The organism is Bradyrhizobium sp. IAR9, assembly GCF_013408065.1.
Lineage (GTDB): Bacteria > Pseudomonadota > Alphaproteobacteria > Rhizobiales > Xanthobacteraceae > Bradyrhizobium.
The window spans coordinates 283,843-299,654 of sequence record NZ_JACBZW010000006.1 but is presented as its reverse complement, the minus strand read 5'-3'; the positions used below and the strand labels follow the sequence as shown (position 1 = coordinate 299,654).

Below are 15,812 nucleotides of genomic sequence, written 5' to 3'. Positions count from 1 at the left end.
ATTGCCTCATCTTGCGGATTGCCATGACCGTCTTCCAACTGAAAGAGTTCGCATCCACCTCCGTCCACGCCGCAGCCGACGTGATCGGCTGGAATTACGACCGCGCCGAGCTGATCGCCGACGGCGTCATCCACGCGATCGGCGTCCTCTTCGGCCTCATCGCCGCGACCGTGCTGGTGGTGCTGACGGTGGTCTATGCCAATACGATCGACATCGTCGGCGTCTCGATCTACGTCGCCGGCCTGCTCTCGATGCTGGTGCTGTCGGCAACTTATAATCTCTGGCCGGTGTCGCCAGCCAAATGGCTGCTGCGGCGGTTCGACCACTCCGCGATCTATCTGCTGATCGCGGCGACCTATACGCCGTTCATCCTCGAGGTGAAGGACAGTGGATTCGCGCTGGTGCTGCTCGCCGGCGTCTGGTGTGTCGCCATCCTCGGCATCGTGCTGAAGCTCTTTTATCCCGGCCGGTTCGACCGCGTCTCGGTCGGCATCTATCTCGCGATGGGCTGGAGCGGCGTGATGCTCTACGACGCCGTGGTCCGGGCGCTGCCCGCGCTGGTGCTGGGCTTCATCCTTGCGGGCGGACTGCTCTACAGCTTTGGCGTGATCTTCCATGCCTGGCGGCGGCTGCGCTTTCAGAATGCGATCTGGCACGGCTTTGTGTTGGCCGGCGCGGCGTGCCATTATACTGCGGTGCTCGACCTCATGTTGAGCTGAGCAAGACCCAAAGGGGTCTTCCAGGAAGCGGTATAAGACAAGAGGAGACGTCGCATGCAGGTGACCGGCAAGGTCGTGGTCGTCACGGGCGGCGCAAACGGCATCGGCAAGGCGCTGTGCGAGGCGTTTTACAATGCGGGCGCAGCCAAGGTCGTTGTCGCGGATATGGACGCCGCCAATGCGCGGGCGGTCGCGGCCATGGTGGATGGCGCGGCCTTCAAATGCGATGTCGCGCAGGAGAAAGACATCTCGCACGTCATCGAGGAGACCGAGCGGCAGTTCGGCCCCATCGCCCTGTTCTGCTCCAACGCCGGCATCGGCGGCGGCTTCGATCCGATGTCGGTCAATGCCGGCGGCGCCTCGGATGAACCGTGGCAGCGCAGCTGGGCGATCCACGTCATGGCCCATGTCTATGCGGCGCGGCATCTGATCCCGCGCATGAAGGCGCGCGGCGGCGGCTATTTCCTCAACACCATCTCGGCCGCGGGCCTGCTGTCCCAGGTCGGCAGCCCCGCTTATTCCACCACCAAGCACGCCGCGGTCGGCTTTGCCGAGAATCTCGCGATCTCGCACAAGGCCGACAACATCAAGGTCTCGATCCTCTGCCCGCAGGGTGTCGACACCAACATGCTGCGCTCGATCCCGAAGGGCCCGCAATCCGGCGACGGCGATCTCACGCCGGAGCAGGTGGCGAAAGACGTGCTCGCCGGCCTCGAGCAGGAGACGTTCCTGATCCTGCCGCATCCGCAGGTGCTCGGCTACATGCGCAAGAAGACCGAGAATTACGATCGCTGGATCGGCGGCATGGCCAAGATCCAGGCGAAGATGCGGGAGGAGTTCGGGAAGTAGCCGTGAGGTCGGTGCGATTGAGGCACACTCGCGCCAAACACTTGCTGTCGTCCCTGCGAAAGCAGGGACCCATAACCACAGGGAGAAGTTTGGCGAAGACTGATAGATGTTCTTGCGCGCGGTACTGACACCTGCGCTTTACGGATAAATCACGCGGTATCGGTCCCTGCGTTCGCAGGGACGACACCGGTGGTTACGGAGGCAACGCCTCATCCTCCCCCCGGCTTGCCCGCAACGCCCGCGCATAGAGCATCATGCCCTCGCGCACGGTGCGCTGTTCCGCCGCCGTCAACGCCGCCAGCGCGCCGCGGACCTGCTGCCGGCCGAACGCGTGCAGCGCCTCCAGCGTGCGCCGGCCCTTCGCCGTCAGCGACAATAGCTTGCTGCGGGCATCATTCTCATCCGGCGTCTCCCTGAGCTCGCCGCAGTCGATCAGCTTGCGCACCAGGCGGCTGACGCTGGACTTCTCCAGCCGCAGGAAATCGCCGAGCTCGGCTGAGGTCATCGGACCGCGGATGCCGATCTCCAGGATGGTGTGCACGGCCGACGGCGGATAGTCCGAGGCCGCCACCGTCGCATCCATGAAGCCGAGCTCGCGCACCATCAACCGCGAGGCGGCGCGGATGTCGTCGATCAACGCAAGCTCGGCCATCTTGACTCCCGGCATATAGTTGTATCATACAACTATATGCGCGCAGCGGCGCGTGCAAGCGTTTTGGAGTGAGCCATGAGCGGAGCTTTGCCGTCAGGTCAGCGGATGCGGGGCAAGGTCTGCCTCGTCACGGGCGGCGGCAGCGGCATCGGCCGCGCCACAGCGTTGCGGATGGCGACCGAAGGCGCCGAGGCGATCATCGTGGCGGGACGGCGCGAGGCCGAGATCGAGGCCACCGCCGCTTCATGCCGCGAACTCGGCGCGGAGGCGATCCCGCTCAAGACCGACATCACGCGCGAGGACGACGTCGCGCGCCTCGTCGGCACCGCCATTGAACGTTGCGGCAGGCTCGACGTCGCCTTCAACAATGCCGGCTTCCAGGAGCGCCGCGCGCCGCTCGAAGAGCAGGGCGCTGATATCTACGACAGCGTGTTCGACACCAATGTCCGCGCGCTGTTCCTGTGCCTGCGCCATCAGCTGCCGGCGATGCTGGCGCAGGGCCGCGGCAGCATCGTCGTCAACGCTTCCGTCAGCGGCGTGCGCAATCCCAACCCCGGCTTCTCGCTCTATTCGGCCTCGAAGGCCGCCGCGATCTCGCTGACGCGCTCGGCCGCGCTGGAGAACGCCCCGCGCGGCATCCGCATCAACGCCATCGCCCCCGGCCGCGTCGTCACCGACATGATGCTGCGCGCCGGCGTCGGCGACGTCGCAACCGTCAGCGCCGGCCTGCCGCTGCGGCGGATGGGGAGCCCGGAGGAGGTGGCGGAGGCCGTGGTGTGGCTGTCGTCGGATGCGTCGTCCTATGTGGTCGGGCACGTGCTCGCGGCGGACGGGGGATTTTTGGCGTCGTAGTTTTTGGACGGTGGTGCAACAAACTCAGTGTCGTCCCCGCCTAGTGCGCAATTGCGCACGGGGCGCGGGGACCCATAACCCCAGGGAGAAGTTTGGCGAAGACTGGTCGTGTTTTTGCCCGCGGTACTGACACCGCGCCTTACCGATAGATCACGCGGTATGGGTCCCTGCGCCCCGTGCGCAATTGCGCACTAGGCAGGGACGACAGCGTCAATGCTTCTGCCCGTACAGCACCGGCACCGCCGAATCCACGATGACCTCGACCAGGCTCGTGCCCTCGAATGCCATCCCGCGCTTGAGCGCCTCGCCGAGCTCGGCTGCCCTCGTCACCCGCACCGCGTGACACCCCATGCCTTCGGCGATCTTCACGAAATCGATCCCCGGCAGCTCCAGCCCCGGCACGTTGCGCACCTGCATGACCTGGCTGAACGAGCGCATCGCGCCGTAGCCGGAATTGTTGATGACGATGATGGTCAGCGGCAGCTTGCGCTGCGCGGCGGTCCACAGCGCCTGGATCGAGTACATCGCCGAGCCATCGCCGATCAGGCACACGGTGCGCTGCTTCGGCTTGCCCAGCGCCATGCCGACGGCGGCGGGCAGGGAATAGCCGAGGCCGCCGCTCGCCATGGTGTAAAAACTGTCCTGGCCGCGCATCGGCATGAATTTCTGCATCGCCGGCCGGTGCGAGGGCACTTCCTCGACCAGCGACGTGCCGTCGGGCATCGCCTGCGACAGCGAATGCAGCAGGAACTCGACCGGCAGCGGATCGGCGGCCTGCGGCGCCGGCGGCAGCGTGCGGCCCTTTGGCGCCGCGCGTTTGGTCTCCGGCAGCAGGTCGAGCAGCAGGCTCAGCGCCGGTTTCATCGTCGCGATGATGCTGGTGCCGACCGGCGTCACCGCCGCGGCATCCGCATCATCGGTGATCTGGAAGATCGTCGCGCCGCCATCGAAGATCGCGGCATGGCCCTCGACATGGAAGGTGAACACCGGCGCGCCGATGACGACGACGAGGTCGTGCTCGCGCAGCGCGTCGGAGAGCTGCGCCGGCGAGGCATGCAGGAAACCGGCGAACTGCGGGTGCCGCTCGGGGAACGAGCATCGCGCCGAGAACGGGCTGACCCAGACGCTGGCCTTGGCCTTCTCGGCGACGCGCACCATCAGGTCGACCGCGCCGGCGCGGTCGACGCCGGGACCGACGACGAGGGCAGGGTGCTTGGCCGAACCGAGCGCGGCCGCCAGCGCCTTCATCGCCTCCGGCTCGGGGCCGGTCTCGCGGCTGACCTTGCGCGCCTCGACCGGCGCGCAGGCATGGGCCCAGTCGTCGATCGGGATCGAGACGAAGGTCGGCCCGCAGGGCGGCTGCATCGCGGTGTAATAGGCGCGCGCGATCGCGGCCGGCACGTCCTCGGGCCGCGCCGGTTCGACGCTGTATTTCACGTAAGGCCGCGGAAATTCCGATGCGCGCTCGGCATAAAGGAAGGCCTGCAGCGGCAGGATCGATCGCGCCTGCTGGCCCGCGGTGATCACGAGCGGCGTCTGGTTACGATGCGCGGTGTAGATGTTGCCGAGCGCATTGCCGACGCCGGCGGCCGAATGCAGATTGACGAAGCCGGCATTGCGGGTTGCCTGCGCATAGCCGTCGGCCATGCCGACGGCGGAGGCCTCCTGCAGCGCCAGCACGTAGTCAATGTCATCGGGCCAGTCGCTGAGGAACGGCAGCTCGGTTGAACCAGGGTTGCCGAACACCCTGTTGATGCCGAACGAGCGCAGCAGGTCGAGCGTCGCCTGCTTGACGGTGACGGACTTGCTGCCGGTCTTGCTGCCGGGCTTGCCGTTCTTGGCCATGGTTTCCGTCCCTTCTCAATTCCTCATCCTGAGGAGCGCGCGTCTTCGCGCGTCTCGAAGGATGAAGGCCCGGCTGGTGGCCTCGCCCTTCGAGACGCGCGCGAAGAGGCGCGCTCCTCAGGCTGAGGGTCTAACTTCCTACATCGTCATTACATTCGCAATGACGAGGAGAGGCCGTCACCACACCGCCGTCCCCTTCATCGTCGGCTGTCCCTCCGCATTCGCAGTCCACAGCTCCATGCCACCAGCGGTCTCGTTGGCGTTGACCGAAAACTCCGTGCCCTCGAACAGCGGCTGCAGGCCGCGATACGAAAACTTCTTCGGCGCCTTGCCGCCGTGCAGCTTCGCAGCCATCTCGATGATCAGCGCCGCCTGCAGCGGGCCGTGGAAGATCAGGCCCGGATAACCCTCGACCTTGGTGACGTAGTCGCGGTCGTAATGGATGCGGTGGCCGTTGAAGGTCAGCGCCGAATAACGAAACAGCAGCACGGGATCGGAGACATGGGTCTCGCGATGCTGCGCCGTCGGCGGCGGAGGCGGGGCCTTGGCGCCAGCGGGCGCGTTGCTCGTCATCTCGCGATAGACGATGTCCTGCCGCTCGCGGATGGCAACGCCGCGCGGCGAGGAGATACTGTGCTCGACCGAGACGAAGCACAGCGTGCCGGTCGAGCCCGTTTTCACCTGTACGTCGGCGATGCGCGAGGTCCGCGTCGATTCATCGCCGACCTGCAGCGGCTGCAGGAACTCGATCTCGCCGCCGGCCCACATCCGGCGCGGCAGCGGCACCGGCGGCAGGAAGCCGCCGCGGGTCGGGTGGCCGTCGGGCCCTAGCATCGACATCGGAAACACCGGCTGCGCCAGGCACCAATGCACCGTGAACGGCGCGGCGTCACCCTTTTTGGGCTCGCCGACGTCCTGGAACAGCGTCGCGCGCAGGCCCATGACGAGTTGCGCGGTGACGATGTCGGTAGCCTCGGTGCTGCGGCCGATCCATTGCCGCAAATGATCGATGTCGAGCTTCTCGGTCATGACGCCTCGCTCTTCTTACTTCTTGGACTTTGGCTTTTCGCCGATGGCGGGCACAGCGCCGTAAGCGCGCGTCTCGCCGACGATGATCGGCGCCGGTGCGGGATAGCTGACGCGGCCGTTCGGCGTGTCGACCTCGATGCGGCGCAGATGCGGATGCTTGGCGAGATCGGCCATGGTGTTGACCTCGGCAAAGGCGATATCGGCGTCCGAGAGGCGCTTGAGCAGCTCGTCGCGCGTCATCCTGGCGAAGATATCCGCCACCGTCGTATCGGTGAAGTCGCGGTTGCGCACGCGCTCGACCATATTGGCGACGCGGGGATCGGCCGGCAGATCAGGCTGGTCCAGCACCTTCGCGCACAGCGTCTTCCACTCGCGCTCGCTCTGGATCGAGATCAGGATGTCCTTGCCGTCCTTCGAGGTGAACACGCCATAGGGCGCGATCGAGGGATGGCGCAGGCCCATGCGCTTGGGCGGATTGCCGGCCTCGGAGTTGAGCAGCGGCACTGTGCACCAATCCGCCATCACGTCGAACATGGAGATGCGGATGTCACAGCCCTTGCCGGTGCGCCCGCGTCCGATCAGCGCTTCCAGGATCGCCGCATGCGCGGTGGCGCCAGTGGCTACGTCGACGATCGACATGCCGACGCGCGAGGCGCCATCGGGATTGCCGGTGATCGAGGCAAGGCCGCTCTCGGCCTGGATCAGCAAATCATAGGCCTTGCGATGTGCATAGGGACCCTCGTCGCCATAGCCGGTGATCGTGCAGGAGATCAGCTTCGGATAGTCCTTCAGTAGCCGCTCGCGCGAAAAACCGAGCTTGTCCATCGAGCCCGGCTTGAGGTTCTGGATCAGTACGTCCGCGCTTGCGATCAGCTTCTCCAGCTCGGCACAGCCTTCTTTCGTCGCGAGATCGACCACCGCCGATTGCTTGCCGCGGTTGAGCCAGACGAAATAGCTGCTCTGGCCCTTGGCCGCCGCGTCATAGCCGCGGGCGAAATCGCCTTCGGGCCGCTCGATCTTGATCACCTCGGCGCCGGCATCCGCCAGGCGCGAGGAGCAGAACGGTGCCGCCACCGCCTGCTCGACCGCAATCACCCTGATCCCGTCCAATGCTCCCATGATGGTGGCCTCAGTACGAGCGCGGCATGCCGAGCACATGCTCGGCGACGAAGGACAGCACGAGGTTGGTCGAGATCGGCGCCACCTGATAGAGCCGCGTCTCGCGGAATTTGCGCTCGACGTCGTATTCCTCGGCAAAGCCGAAGCCGCCATGGGTCTGGATGCAGGCGTTCGCCGCTTCCCAGGACGCATCCGCCGCCAGCATCTTGGCCATGTTGGCCTCCGCGCCGCAGTCGAGCCCGGCCTCGTATTTGCGGGTGGCTTCCTTCACCATCAGCTCGGCCGCGCGCATCGAGGCATAGGCCTTGGCGATCGGGAACTGGATGCCCTGGTTCTGGCCGATTGGCCGGCCAAACACGCTGCGCTCCTTGGCGTAGTTCGTTGCCTTGGCGATGAACCATTTGGCGTCGCCGACGCATTCCGCCGCAATCAAAATGCGCTCGGCGTTCATGCCGGAGAGGATGTAGCGAAAGCCCTTGCCTTCCTCGCCGATCAGGTTCTCCGCCGGCACCTTCATGTCGGTAAAGAACACTTCGGTGGTGGCATGGTTCATCATGGTGCGGATCGGGCGGATCTCGAGGCCATTGTTCTTGGCCTCGCGCATGTCGACGATGAACACTGAAAGACCGTCGGTGCGCTTCTTGGCCTGCTCCTTCGGCGTGGTGCGCGCCAGCAGCACCATCAGGTCTGAATGCTCGGCGCGGCTGGTCCAGATCTTCTGGCCGTTGACGATGTAGCTGTCGTTGCCATCCTTGCGCGCGAAGGTCTTCAGCGAGGAGGTGTCGGTGCCGCTGGTCGGCTCGGTGACGCCGAAGGCCTGAAGTCGCAGTTCGCCGCTCGCGATCTTCGGCAGATATTTTGCTTTCTGCTCGGCGTTGCCGTGCCGCAGCACGGTGCCCATCGTGTACATCTGGGCGTGGCAGCCGCCGCCGTTGCAGCCCGCGCGCTGGATCTCTTCGAGGATCGCGGCCGCAGCGGACAGCTTCAGCCCCGCGCCGCCATATTCCTCGGGGATCAGTACCGAGAGATAACCGGCCGCTGTCAGCGCGTCGACGAAGGCCTTGGGATAGGCCATCTCGCGATCGAGCTTGCGCCAATATTCGCCGGGGAACTGGGCGCAGAGCTTGGCGACGGCTTCACGGATGTCGGCGTAGTCTTCGGTGTGGTGTTCTTCACTCATGGCGTTTCCAGTTCTCAGCGGCAGTTAAGATAACGCCGGCCGATCCTCAGGCGTTGTGAAAACAACGCCAGCCCCCTATGCTCATTTGTTATAGCGTATGGAGTAGCCTTCCAGGATTGGCAAGCATGGATTTCCGGCAGCTCAGGACCTTCAGTTGCGTGGCGGAGCTCGGCAGCCTCTCCAAGGCCTCCGACACGCTGCGCGTGGCGCAGCCGGCGCTCTCCAGGCAGATCAAGCTGCTGGAACATGAGCTGCGCACCGAGCTCTTCACCCGCAACGGCCGTGGCATGGTGTTGACCGAAGCCGGCCGGCTGCTGCTGGCGCGCACCTCCGGCATCGTGCGGCAGATCGACCAGATCCGCGACGATATCCAGTCGTCCAAGGGGCCGCCGTCGGGCCAGGTCGTGCTTGGCCTCGTTCCAACCGTGAGCTGCGTGCTGTCGGCGCGCTTTGCGCGGCGCTGCGTCGAAAAATTCCCCGGCATCTCGCTGCGCATCGTCGAGAGCTACAGCGGCCATCTCGTCGAATGGCTGCATCGCGGCGAGATGGATCTCGCCATCCTCTACGGCCGCTCCGCCGATCTGCATCTCAACGTGCAGAGTCTCGGCCGCGACAACATCGTCGCGGTCGGCCCGCGCGGCTGCGGCCTCGCGCGCAAGAAGAGCGTCGACATCGGCTGGCTGCTCCGGCAACGGCTGGTGCTGCCCAGTCATTCCCACGGCCTCCGCGCGCTGATCGAGCACGCGGCCGCCCAGCGCAAGATCAAGCTCGACGTCCAGCTCGAGGCGGATTCGTTTCGCGTGCTGACGAGCCTGGTCGAGGAGGGCCTCGGCTTCGCGCTGCTGCCGCCATCGTCGGTCCATGGCGAGGTCGCGGACGGGCGGCTGGAAACCGCGCCGGTATCCAAGCCGATGACACGCGAGCTCATTTTCGCTTCTCCGATCGACCGCCCGGTCTCGACGGCCTCGCTCGCCGTCACGGCGCTGCTGCGCGAGGAAGTCGCGGCCTGCCGCAAGGAAGGCGTCTGGGACATCAAATTGAGTTAGATGCGCTGACGTCGTAGAACAGTCAGGCGCCGCCTTGCCTTCGCATCTGGCGCGAGCTGTCATGCCGAAATTTTATAGCTGCGGTGCGAGCTCTAGGGGCGTTCGGAGCGCGCTCTTTATTCACACTCGGTGTCATTGCCCGCGAAGGCGGGCAATCCAGTATTCCAGAGGCCGCGCGGCTAGAATCGAGAAGCCGCGGCGTACTGGATGCCCCGCCTTCGCGGGGCATGACAGTGGAGATTGAGGAGATCGATTGCCCCAGGGCAGTCGATTAGCAGCCTACCCCGGAATCCTGACCGGCAGCGTCTCGTATCCCTTGATGAAGCTCGAATAGATCCGCTTGGGCTCGCCGACCACCTCGATGCGGTCGAAGCGTTTCAGCATCTCTTCCCAGACGATGCGCAGCTGCAGCTCGGCGAGGCGCATGCCGACGCAGCGGTGGATGCCGAAGCCGAAGGAGAGATGGGTGCGCGGGCGCGGACGGTCGATGATGAAATCGTTCGGCTTGTCGAACATCTCCTCGTCGCGGTTGCCGGAGACGTACCACATCACGACGCGGTCGCCCTTCCTGATGTGCTTGCCGCCGACCTCGGTGTCTTGCAACGCGGTGCGGCGCATATGCGCCAGCGGCGTCTGCCAGCGGATCACTTCGGGCACCATGGAGTCGATCAGCTCCGGATTGGCGCGTAGCCTGTCGTATTGCTCCGGGTTCTCGTTCAGCGCCAGCACCGAGCCGGTCATGGTGTTGCGCGTGGTGTCGTTGCCGCCGACGATGAGCAGGATGATATTGCCCATGAGGTTGTCGGGGTCCATGTGCCGCGTGGCGTCGTTGTGGGCCATCAGCGACAGCAGATCGTTGCGCGGCGCCGAGTTGACGCGCTCGTTCCACAGCTTGGACATGTAGGCGTAGCACTCGTCCATCTCGCGGCGGCGTTCCTCGGCGGAGGCGACGATGCCGCTCTTGGGCAGCGCGGTCGAAACATCCGACCAGCGCGTCAGCTTGCGCCGCTCCTCCCAGGGGAAGTCGAACAGGGTCGCCAGCATCTGCGTCGTCAGCTCGATCGAGACGCGCTCGACGAAATTGAAGGTCTCGTTGCGCGGCAGATTGTCGAGCACCGTCTGCGAGCGCTGGCGGATCAGCTTTGCCAGCTCGTCCAGATGTGTCGGCGTGAACATCGGCGACACCGTCTTGCGCTGCGACGAATGCCTGGGCTGGTCCATCGCGATGAAGCTCGGATAGTCGTAGCCTTCCGGCACGTCGCGGATCGAGATGCCGCCGAGCGTAGAGTCCGAGGAGAAGATGCCGTGATTGGTGTCGACATGCATGATGTCGTTGTACTTCACCACCGACCAGTACGGTTCGATCGGCGCGTTGGTGCAGTAATGCACCGGCTCTTCCTTGCGCAGCCGCTCGAACCACGGCCACAGCGTGTCGTCCTGGAACAGCCGGGGCGCGCCGGGGTGGAATTGGGACAACGGCGTCGCATAGGCCTCCTCGCGGGCCCTGCGCATGCGTTCGGCCTTGTCCACTTTAACCGGCGCTTGGATGTTCATCGTCGTGGCTCCAATTGGTTGTCGGACCTCTCCCGCTTGCGGGAGAGGTCGGCGCGTAGCGGCGGGTGAGGGTTTTCTCCTCTAGGGGATTGTCCCGTTGCGGAGATACCCTCTCCCCAACCCTCTCCCGCAAGCGGGAGAGGGGGCGCAGCATTGTCGTGGCATAGTTCGCAGTTCACGCCGCGATCTTCACCGGCAGCTCTTCCAGACCCTTCACGAAACTCGAATAGACCCGCTTGGGTTCGCCGACCACATCAATATGGTCGAACCGCCTGAGAATTTCTTCCCAAATAATCTTGAGCTGGAGTTCGGCGAGCCTGAGGCCGACGCAGCGGTGGATTCCGAAGCCGAAGGACAGATGCGTGCGCGGGCGGGCGCGGTCAATGATGAAGTCGTAGGGCTTCTCAATCGCCTCCTCGTCGCGGTTACCCGAGACGTACCACATCACGACCTTGTCACCTTTCTTGATCTCTTTGCCCCGGAACTCGAAGTCCGTGAGCGCGGTGCGCCGCATATGCGCCAGCGGCGTCTGCCAGCGGATCACTTCGGGGACGAAACTATCGAGCAGTGCGGGGTTCTCGCGCAGCTTGCGATACTGTTCCGGATGCTGACTCAGCGCGTGGAGCGAGCCCGACATGGTGTTGCGCGTCGTGTCGTTGCCGCCGACGATCAAAAGCACGAGATTGCCGAGGAAGTTCTTGGCGTCCATGTCGCGCGTCGCGGCGCCATGCGCCATCATCGACAACAGATCGCTCTTCGGCGGCTGCGCGATGCGCTCCTTCCACAGCCGCGCGAAATAGCTGGCACATTCGGTCAGCTCGGCCTGACGCTCGTCTTCGGTGGCGACGAGGCCGTCGGGGCCGGGGATGGTGGTGGCGATGTCGGACCAGCGCGTCAGCTTGCGGCGGTCCTCCCAGGGAAAGTCGAACAGCACCGCGAGCATCTGCGTGGTGAGCTCGATCGAGACGCGGTCGACCCAGTCGAACACCTCGCCGCGGGGCAGGTTGTCCAGGCACTCGGCCGAGCGCTTGCGGATGTTGAGGGCGAGATTGTCCAGATGCGTCGGCGTGAACATCGGCGCCACGGTCTTGCGCTGCGCCGCATGGCGCGGCGGATCCATCGAGATGAAGCTCTCGCGGCGCAGGTCCGGATCGATGTCGCGGATGGTGATGCCGCCGAGCGCGGAGGCCGAGGAGAACACCGAATGGTTGGTCTCGATCTCCATGATGTCGTTGTAGCGCGTCACCGACCAGTACGGCCCGAACATCGAGTCCTTGCAATAGTGCACGGGATCTTCCCGGCGCAGCCGATCGAAATACGGCCAGAACGTATCGGTCCTGAACAATTCCGGGTCGCCCGGATCGTACTGCTCCAGCGGCAGTGAGTTGGCGCGCTCGCGCAATGCGTCGAGCTTTGCCGCGCTCTCCATGGTCCCATGCATGACCGCTCTCCCTGGCATGAACCGCGCGTTCTCGTTGAATTCTGCGCTGCGGTATTTGATTTGCAATTACAGCCGGTTGTCTGCGCCGGGGCAAGGGAGAGTTTTGTCACAACCAACCTTTGGGCGTGGCCGGGCGCGTAGCCCGGATGGAGCCAACGGGTCGGCGCAAAGCGCCGCCCGATGACAGGCTCCGCGTAATCCGGGGCCGGCGTCACTTGGGGCAAGATCCCGGATTGCGAAGACGGGATCTCGATCAACGTGACCCGCCGCACACCATTTGTCGTGAAATCGTGCCAGAAACCGACTGGAATCAAGGTAAATCGAACCCCGCCATCTTGGGGACCGACCAAGCTCTGATCTATAGTTTGACCCGATCAAGACCGCATCCCGAGGTTGCCGCCGTGAACGACATGCAATGGACCCCCATCGGCTCCGAGCCCTTACCGCCGCCGCTGCCGCCCACGCGGGTCGATTTCAGCGGTGACCGCTCCGAGTTCCGGAAAATGGTCACCAAGGGGGCCATGCTGGAGCTCGTCACCTTCGGCTTCTACCGGTTCTGGCTCGTCACCGACATCCGTCGTCATCTGTGGGCGAACACCGCGATCGACGGCGATGCCGCCGAATATACCGGCCGTGCCAAGGAGCTGCTGGTCGGCTTCCTGTTCGCGCTCGCGATTCTGGTGCCGATCTATCTCGCCTACTTCCTGATCGGCATCGAGTTCGAGCGCTGGCAGGGTTTTGCCTCGACGCCGCTGTTCATCGGCTTCTACGCCTTCGGCCAGTTCGCGATTTTTCGCGCGCGACGTTACCGGTTGACGCGCACCGTTTGGCGCGGCGTCCGATTCTGGATGGACGGCTCGGGCTGGGCCTATTCGTTCCGCGCCATGGCGTGGGGCTTGCTCGTATTCCTGACGCTCGGCCTGGCGCTGCCCTGGCGCGAGGCCGCGCTCGAACGCTACAAGATGCAGCACACCCATTACGGCGATCTTCGCGGCGATTTCGAGGGCAACGGCTGGACCTTCTTCAAGCGTGGCTGGTGGCTGTGGCTGCTCAGCCCGATCGCGCTGGTGATCTTCCCGCTCGCGCCGTTCTTCTATGCGGAGTTCAAGGCGCGCGAATGGCGCTGGTGGCTCGACGGCATCCGCATCGGCGGCGTCAGCCTGTCCTCGGACCTGCCGCACGATGCCTTCTACGGCCTGTACTGGAAGGTGATCGGCTGGTGGACGCTGCTCTCGATGGTATTCTCCGCCTATCTCGGCGGCTCCGCCTTGCTGGTCGTCCAGCTGAGCGGCGTTCCGGCCGATCAGGTGTTCGGCTCCGACAATGCCGCCAGGAGCATCCCGATGGTGGTGATGATGGTAGCAGGCTATCTCGCGCTGGCGCTTGCGATCAACATCGTCATGCGGGTCTATCTTCAGCGTGATCTCTGGGCCAAGGTGCTGGAGACGGTCAAGGTGCACGACATCGGCGCGGCGTCGGATGTGCAGGGGCGCGGCGTACTTGCCAGTGCGCTCGGCGAAGGTTTTGCTGACGGGCTCGATGTCGCGGGATTCTGAGCTGTGAGTGACGTATTTGCCGAGGCGCCGGCGCAGGCCGCCAAGCCGACCATCTTCTTCGACGGCACGTCGAGCCGCCGGCGGCAGGTGACGCTGACGTTCGCTGATGCGCTCGAGATCCTCGAGGAGGGCGGAACGCCGGTTCGCTGGTCCTATGCCGACATTCGCCGCGCCGACAGTCCGCCGGGAATCCTGCGTCTTGCCTGCATCGCCGCGCCGCCATTGGCGCGGCTGGAAATCCGCGACGCTGTACTCGCGGCGGACGTGACCGTCCGCTGCACCCATCTCGACGAGCACCGAACCTCGCGCCGCGGCGTCGCAAAGATCGTCGGCTGGTCGGTGGCTGCCACCGTCTCCATCGTCTGCGTCGTGCTGTTCGGCGTGCCGCTCGCCGCCGACCGGCTTGCACCGCTGGTGCCGAAACCGATCGAGCGGCGCATCGGCGATGCCTCCGAAGTCCAGGTGAAGACCATCTTCGGCCGCAGCGTGTGCGAAGACCCCGCGGGCAAGGCCGCGTTCACAAAGCTGGTCAACCGCCTGCGCGATGCCGCCGGCCTCGACGACGATTCCATGACAGCGGGCGTGCTGCCAACCGCGGTGCCGAACGCGTTCGCGCTGCCCGGCGGCAAGGTCTACGTGCTGAGGGGCCTGCTCGACAAGGCGCAGAACCCCGACGAGCTCGCCGGCATCCTCGCGCACGAGCTCGGCCATCTCAAGCATTACGACAACATGCGCGGGCTGATCTACAACGGCGGCACCTCATTCCTGATCGGCCTGTTGTTCGGCGACGTCACCGGCTCATCCGCCGTGATCTTTGCCTCGCGCACCGTCGTCGAAGCCTCCTATTCGCGCGAGGCCGAGACTGCTGCCGATACGTTCGCGATCGAGATCATGCACAAGCTCGGCCGCTCGCCGAAGCCTGCTTTTGAGCTGATGTACCGCATCACCGGCAAGGAAGGCGGCTCCACGCTCACGTCGATCCTCGCCAGCCACCCGCTGACCGAGGACCGCCTCGCCCGCATGACCAGGGAAGATCGCCCCGTCAGCGGCCCGCCGCTGCTGACGGACAAGGAATGGCAGTCGCTGAAGGGAATCTGCGGCAGCGGGAAGATCTGAAGGTTGATCGCTGCAACGGCGGAGGTGCGCTCCCTCTCCCGCTTGCGGGAGAGGTGCATTAGAGCGCGCCTACCGCGTCCCGTAAGCGCGGTCGCCGGCATCGCCAAGGCCCGGCAGGATGAACCCGTTCTCGTCGAGACCTTCGTCCACCGCCGCGGTCCAGATCGGCACGTCCGGATGCAAGCCGCGCAGCCGCTCGAGCCCTTCGGGCGCTGCGATCAGGCAGGCGAGGCGGATGTCCCTGGCGCCGCGCTCCTTCAGGCGGTCGATGGCGGCGACGGCCGTGTTGGCGGTGGCGACCACCGGGGTCACCACGATTGCCAGGCGCTCGCCGAGGTCGGACGGCGATTTGAAGAAATACTCCACCGCCGCAAAGCTGTGCGGCTCGCGGTAGAGCCCGATATGGGCGACGCGCGCAGTCGGCACCAGGTCCATCATGCCGTCGACAAAGGTGGTGCCGGCGCGCAGCATCGGCACGAACACCAGCTTCTTGCCGGCGATCTTGGCCGAGTGCATCGTCGCCAGCGGCGTCTCGATCACGGTATCCGCGAGCGGCAAATCGCGCGTCACCTCGTAGCAAAGCAGCATGCCGATCTCCTTGATCAGCTCCCTGAATGACTTTGTGGAGATCGATTTGTCCCGCACCAGCGTCAGCTTGTGCTGCACCAGCGGATGATCGACGATCGTGACGCCTTCCATGATGGGATGCTCTTCTTCTTCCCTTCTCCCCTTGTGGGAGAAGGTGGCGCGAAGCGCCGGATGAGGGGTATCTTTCCGCGTATTCCAATTGAGAGACCCCCGCGGAGAGAGACCCCTCACCCGGCTTCGCTTTTGCGAAGCCACCCTCTCCCATA

At 65.0% G+C, this 15,812-nt stretch carries 14 protein-coding genes; 6 read left to right on the top strand and 8 right to left on the bottom strand.

What is annotated here, in order from left to right; genetic code table 11:
* The first annotated feature begins 23 nt into the window (after window positions 1-23).
* Entirely contained in the window at window positions 24-719 is a 696-nt protein-coding gene (gene trhA / locus GGD67_RS18920) for a PAQR family membrane homeostasis protein TrhA (RefSeq protein WP_092260740.1), read from the top strand.
* Window positions 720-773: 54 nt separating this feature from the next.
* The gene (locus GGD67_RS18915; protein WP_018317230.1) at window positions 774-1,568 is read left to right on the top strand and encodes an SDR family oxidoreductase; all 795 of its coding nucleotides are present in this window, start codon (window positions 774-776) and stop codon (window positions 1,566-1,568) included.
* Window positions 1,569-1,761: 193 nt separating this feature from the next.
* On the opposite strand, the gene GGD67_RS18910 is transcribed toward GGD67_RS18915, so the two are convergent.
* Entirely contained in the window at window positions 1,762-2,220 is a 459-nt protein-coding gene (locus tag GGD67_RS18910; protein WP_179734953.1) for a MarR family winged helix-turn-helix transcriptional regulator, read from the bottom strand.
* A gap of 75 nt (window positions 2,221-2,295) precedes the next feature.
* Between GGD67_RS18910 and GGD67_RS18905 the strand changes: the two genes are divergently transcribed.
* Complete coding sequence (locus GGD67_RS18905) at window positions 2,296-3,072, top strand: SDR family NAD(P)-dependent oxidoreductase (protein ID WP_179734951.1); 777 nt, start codon at window positions 2,296-2,298, stop codon at window positions 3,070-3,072.
* 210 nt (window positions 3,073-3,282) lie between these two features.
* Here the strand turns inward: GGD67_RS18905 and mdlC are convergent, their stop codons facing one another.
* The 4 genes from mdlC to GGD67_RS18885 all read right to left on the bottom strand — a co-directional run bounded on the left by mdlC (window position 3,283) and on the right by GGD67_RS18885 (window position 8,245).
* Window positions 3,283-4,917 carry a benzoylformate decarboxylase gene (mdlC, locus tag GGD67_RS18900; RefSeq protein WP_179734949.1) on the bottom strand — a complete coding sequence of 545 codons (1,635 nt, stop codon included), beginning with the start codon at window positions 4,915-4,917 and terminating at the stop codon, window positions 3,283-3,285.
* A gap of 177 nt (window positions 4,918-5,094) precedes the next feature.
* Window positions 5,095-5,946 carry a MaoC family dehydratase N-terminal domain-containing protein gene (locus tag GGD67_RS18895; protein ID WP_179734947.1) on the bottom strand — a complete coding sequence of 284 codons (852 nt, stop codon included), beginning with the start codon at window positions 5,944-5,946 and terminating at the stop codon, window positions 5,095-5,097.
* Between the two features lie 15 nt (window positions 5,947-5,961).
* Window positions 5,962-7,065, bottom strand: coding sequence for a CaiB/BaiF CoA-transferase family protein (locus GGD67_RS18890; RefSeq protein WP_179734945.1), 1,104 nt, complete (start codon window positions 7,063-7,065; stop codon window positions 5,962-5,964).
* A gap of 10 nt (window positions 7,066-7,075) precedes the next feature.
* Entirely contained in the window at window positions 7,076-8,245 is a 1,170-nt protein-coding gene (locus GGD67_RS18885; RefSeq protein ID WP_018317224.1) for an acyl-CoA dehydrogenase family protein, read from the bottom strand.
* A 125-nt stretch (window positions 8,246-8,370) separates the two neighbouring features.
* Between GGD67_RS18885 and GGD67_RS18880 the strand changes: the two genes are divergently transcribed.
* Complete coding sequence (locus GGD67_RS18880) at window positions 8,371-9,291, top strand: LysR substrate-binding domain-containing protein (RefSeq protein ID WP_179734943.1); 921 nt, start codon at window positions 8,371-8,373, stop codon at window positions 9,289-9,291.
* A 279-nt stretch (window positions 9,292-9,570) separates the two neighbouring features.
* Here the strand turns inward: GGD67_RS18880 and GGD67_RS18875 are convergent, their stop codons facing one another.
* Together GGD67_RS18875 and GGD67_RS18870 are read right to left on the bottom strand one after the other, a co-directional pair.
* The gene (locus tag GGD67_RS18875; RefSeq protein ID WP_018317222.1) at window positions 9,571-10,845 is read right to left on the bottom strand and encodes a cytochrome P450; all 1,275 of its coding nucleotides are present in this window, start codon (window positions 10,843-10,845) and stop codon (window positions 9,571-9,573) included.
* A 175-nt stretch (window positions 10,846-11,020) separates the two neighbouring features.
* A complete protein-coding gene (locus GGD67_RS18870) occupies window positions 11,021-12,286 on the bottom strand; it encodes a cytochrome P450 (RefSeq protein ID WP_179734941.1) in 1,266 nt (421 codons plus the stop codon).
* A 410-nt stretch (window positions 12,287-12,696) separates the two neighbouring features.
* Between GGD67_RS18870 and GGD67_RS18865 the strand changes: the two genes are divergently transcribed.
* Complete coding sequence (locus GGD67_RS18865) at window positions 12,697-13,842, top strand: YjgN family protein (RefSeq protein ID WP_026201813.1); 1,146 nt, start codon at window positions 12,697-12,699, stop codon at window positions 13,840-13,842.
* A 3-nt stretch (window positions 13,843-13,845) separates the two neighbouring features.
* A complete protein-coding gene (locus GGD67_RS18860; RefSeq protein WP_179734939.1) occupies window positions 13,846-14,958 on the top strand; it encodes a M48 family metallopeptidase in 1,113 nt (370 codons plus the stop codon).
* Window positions 14,959-15,027: 69 nt separating this feature from the next.
* Here GGD67_RS18860 and upp read toward each other — a convergent pair whose 3' ends face one another.
* On the bottom strand, window positions 15,028-15,657 hold the full coding sequence (gene upp, locus GGD67_RS18855) for a uracil phosphoribosyltransferase (protein WP_018317218.1): 630 nt from the start codon (window positions 15,655-15,657) through the stop codon (window positions 15,028-15,030).
* Between the last annotated feature and the right edge of the window lie 155 nt (window positions 15,658-15,812).

What these genes read in the sequence shown, in the direction of transcription:
- trhA (WP_092260740.1), top strand. Translation starts at nt 24, where the DNA reads ATGACCGTCTTCCAACTGAAAGAGTTCGCATCCACCTCCGTCCACGCC.
- GGD67_RS18915 (WP_018317230.1), top strand. Translation starts at nt 774, where the DNA reads ATGCAGGTGACCGGCAAGGTCGTGGTCGTCACGGGCGGCGCAAACGGC.
- GGD67_RS18910 (WP_179734953.1), bottom strand. Translation starts at nt 2,220, where the DNA reads ATGGCCGAGCTTGCGTTGATCGACGACATCCGCGCCGCCTCGCGGTTG.
- GGD67_RS18905 (WP_179734951.1), top strand. Translation starts at nt 2,296, where the DNA reads ATGAGCGGAGCTTTGCCGTCAGGTCAGCGGATGCGGGGCAAGGTCTGC.
- mdlC (WP_179734949.1), bottom strand. Translation starts at nt 4,917, where the DNA reads ATGGCCAAGAACGGCAAGCCCGGCAGCAAGACCGGCAGCAAGTCCGTC.
- GGD67_RS18895 (WP_179734947.1), bottom strand. Translation starts at nt 5,946, where the DNA reads ATGACCGAGAAGCTCGACATCGATCATTTGCGGCAATGGATCGGCCGC.
- GGD67_RS18890 (WP_179734945.1), bottom strand. Translation starts at nt 7,065, where the DNA reads ATGGGAGCATTGGACGGGATCAGGGTGATTGCGGTCGAGCAGGCGGTG.
- GGD67_RS18885 (WP_018317224.1), bottom strand. Translation starts at nt 8,245, where the DNA reads ATGAGTGAAGAACACCACACCGAAGACTACGCCGACATCCGTGAAGCC.
- GGD67_RS18880 (WP_179734943.1), top strand. Translation starts at nt 8,371, where the DNA reads ATGGATTTCCGGCAGCTCAGGACCTTCAGTTGCGTGGCGGAGCTCGGC.
- GGD67_RS18875 (WP_018317222.1), bottom strand. Translation starts at nt 10,845, where the DNA reads ATGAACATCCAAGCGCCGGTTAAAGTGGACAAGGCCGAACGCATGCGC.
- GGD67_RS18870 (WP_179734941.1), bottom strand. Translation starts at nt 12,286, where the DNA reads ATGCATGGGACCATGGAGAGCGCGGCAAAGCTCGACGCATTGCGCGAG.
- GGD67_RS18865 (WP_026201813.1), top strand. Translation starts at nt 12,697, where the DNA reads ATGCAATGGACCCCCATCGGCTCCGAGCCCTTACCGCCGCCGCTGCCG.
- upp (WP_018317218.1), bottom strand. Translation starts at nt 15,657, where the DNA reads ATGGAAGGCGTCACGATCGTCGATCATCCGCTGGTGCAGCACAAGCTG.